The sequence below is a fragment of the Bacteroides sp. LFL-34 genome (genome assembly GCF_027257075.1).
Taxonomy (GTDB): domain Bacteria; phylum Bacteroidota; class Bacteroidia; order Bacteroidales; family Bacteroidaceae; genus Bacteroides; species Bacteroides ovatus.
This window is the reverse complement of record NZ_JAPQKZ010000082.1, coordinates 1-1,998: the sequence shown is the minus strand read 5'-3', so window position 1 is coordinate 1,998 and position 1,998 is coordinate 1. Positions and strand designations below refer to the sequence as shown.

Sequence of the window (1,998 nt, the reverse complement as noted above, 5' to 3'; positions counted from 1 at the left end):
ACGCTGCCAATTATTCCGAGAGCCATTACAATCCACGCCGAAGCCAAATCAAGACGGAGCTACGTTACTTGTTCGTAACCACGCCCAATAGGTGACGAAATGGACACGAATAACGAAACAAGGCCTTAAGGATTAGTGAGTTACTGACAACTCACGCAAAAAATCCGGTAACAAAAAAAGATTGCGCCGTTCTTCCGCGATTTGCGTATCAGAGGAGGGCTCTTCACCAACTAATTTTGAACAAAAAAAATTAAGGACGATGAAGAGTACATTTTCAGTTATTTACTACCTCAAACGTCAGGTAGTGAAAAAAGACGGGACGGTTCCCGTCATGGGACGCATCACGGTGGACGGCAGCCAGACGCAATTCAGTTGCAAACTGACCATCGATCCCAAGTTGTGGGACACCAAAGGGGGACGTGTCACGGGCAGAAGCACGGCGGCACTCGAAACGAACCGCATGCTTGACAAGATGCGGGTGCGCATCAACAAGCACTATCAGGAAATCATGGAGCGTGACAACTTCGTCACGGCAGAGAAGGTGAAGAACGCCTTTCTCGGACTGGAACACCGCTATCACACGCTGATGCAGGTGTTCCAGCAACACAACGAGGACTATGCCAAGCAGGTGGAAGCAGGCATGAAAGCCAAAGGCACACTCTTGAAGTACAAGACCGTTTACAAGCACCTGCAAGAGTTTCTCAACATCCGTTACCACGTGAAGGACATCGCGTTGAAAGAGCTTACCCCCGCTTTCATTTCCGACTTCGAGATGTTTCTGCGCACGGACAAACACTGCTGCACCAATACCGTGTGGCTGTATGTATGCCCACTTCGGACGATGGTGTTCATCGCCATCAACAACGAATGGCTCACACGCGACCCGTTCAGGGAGTATGAAATCAAGAAGGAGGAAACGACACGCAGTTTCCTGACCAAAGACGAAATCCGCCTGCTGATGGAAGGTAAACTGAAGAACGCCAAACAGGAACTATACCGCGACCTCTACCTGTTCTGCGCCTTCACGGGCTTGTCATTCGCCGATATGCGCAATTTGACGGAAGAGAACATCCGCACCTACTTCGATGAACACGAGTGGATAAACATCAACCGCCAGAAGACGGGCGTGGTGTCTAACATCCGCCTGCTTGACATTGCGAAACAAATCATCGACAAATACCGCGGGCTGTGCGAAAACGGCAGGATTTTCCCTGTTCCCCACTACAACACGTGCCTCGCCGGGATCCGTGCCGTCGCCAAGCGTTGCGGCATCACCAAGCATATCACGTGGCATCAGAGCCGCCATACGGCAGCCACGACGGTGTTCCTCTCCAACGGTGTACCCATCGAAACAGTCAGTTCCATGCTGGGACACAAGAGTATAAAGACAACGCAGATATACGCGAAGATAACCAAAGAGAAGCTCAACCAAGACATGGAGAACCTTGCCGCAAGATTGAACCAAATCGAGGAATTTGCAGGATGTACCATCTAAAACAGAGACGCCATGAAACGTGACATAATCATTATAGAGGACAAGACGGTCAGCGTAACCGGTAACGAGGTATGGATGACCGCCGGGGAAATCGCCGAAGAGTTCCATGCCACCGTCCCGGCAGTGAACGCCGCCATCAAAGCCGTCCGCAAGTCGGACGTGCTGAACGACTACGAGGTATGCCGCTACATACAGCTTGAAAACGGCCTGTACGCGGATGTTTACTCGCTTGAAATCATCATTCCAGTAGCCTTCCGGCTGAACACCTACTATACACACGTGTTCCGCATGTGGCTGGTGGAGAAGGCACTCTCAAAGGAAAAGAGGCAGGCATACGTGATGTTCATACAGAACGGGAAAACCGGATATTGCTGAACACGCATACAGACAACGAAAAAGGAAACGGACAACACCATCGGGTGCTGTCCGTTTCCTTTTTTTTCATGCAACCGCCTTATTCCAGCGGCTTGAGGTAATTCGCCTCCAACAGTTCACGCAGTCCA

The 1,998-nt window shown here is 50.8% G+C and carries 2 protein-coding genes; both read left to right on the top strand.

From position 1 onward, the window contains the following. The first annotated feature begins 259 nt into the window (after nt 1-259). Nucleotides 260-1,495 (top strand): site-specific integrase, encoded by a 1,236-nt coding sequence (locus N5O98_RS26065; RefSeq protein WP_004308432.1) that lies wholly within the window; start codon nt 260-262, stop codon nt 1,493-1,495. Between the two features lie 12 nt (nt 1,496-1,507). Continuing rightward, nucleotides 1,508-1,870 carry a hypothetical protein gene (locus tag N5O98_RS26060; RefSeq protein WP_004308431.1) on the top strand — a complete coding sequence of 121 codons (363 nt, stop codon included), beginning with the start codon at nt 1,508-1,510 and terminating at the stop codon, nt 1,868-1,870. Nucleotides 1,871-1,998: the final 128 nt, after the last annotated feature.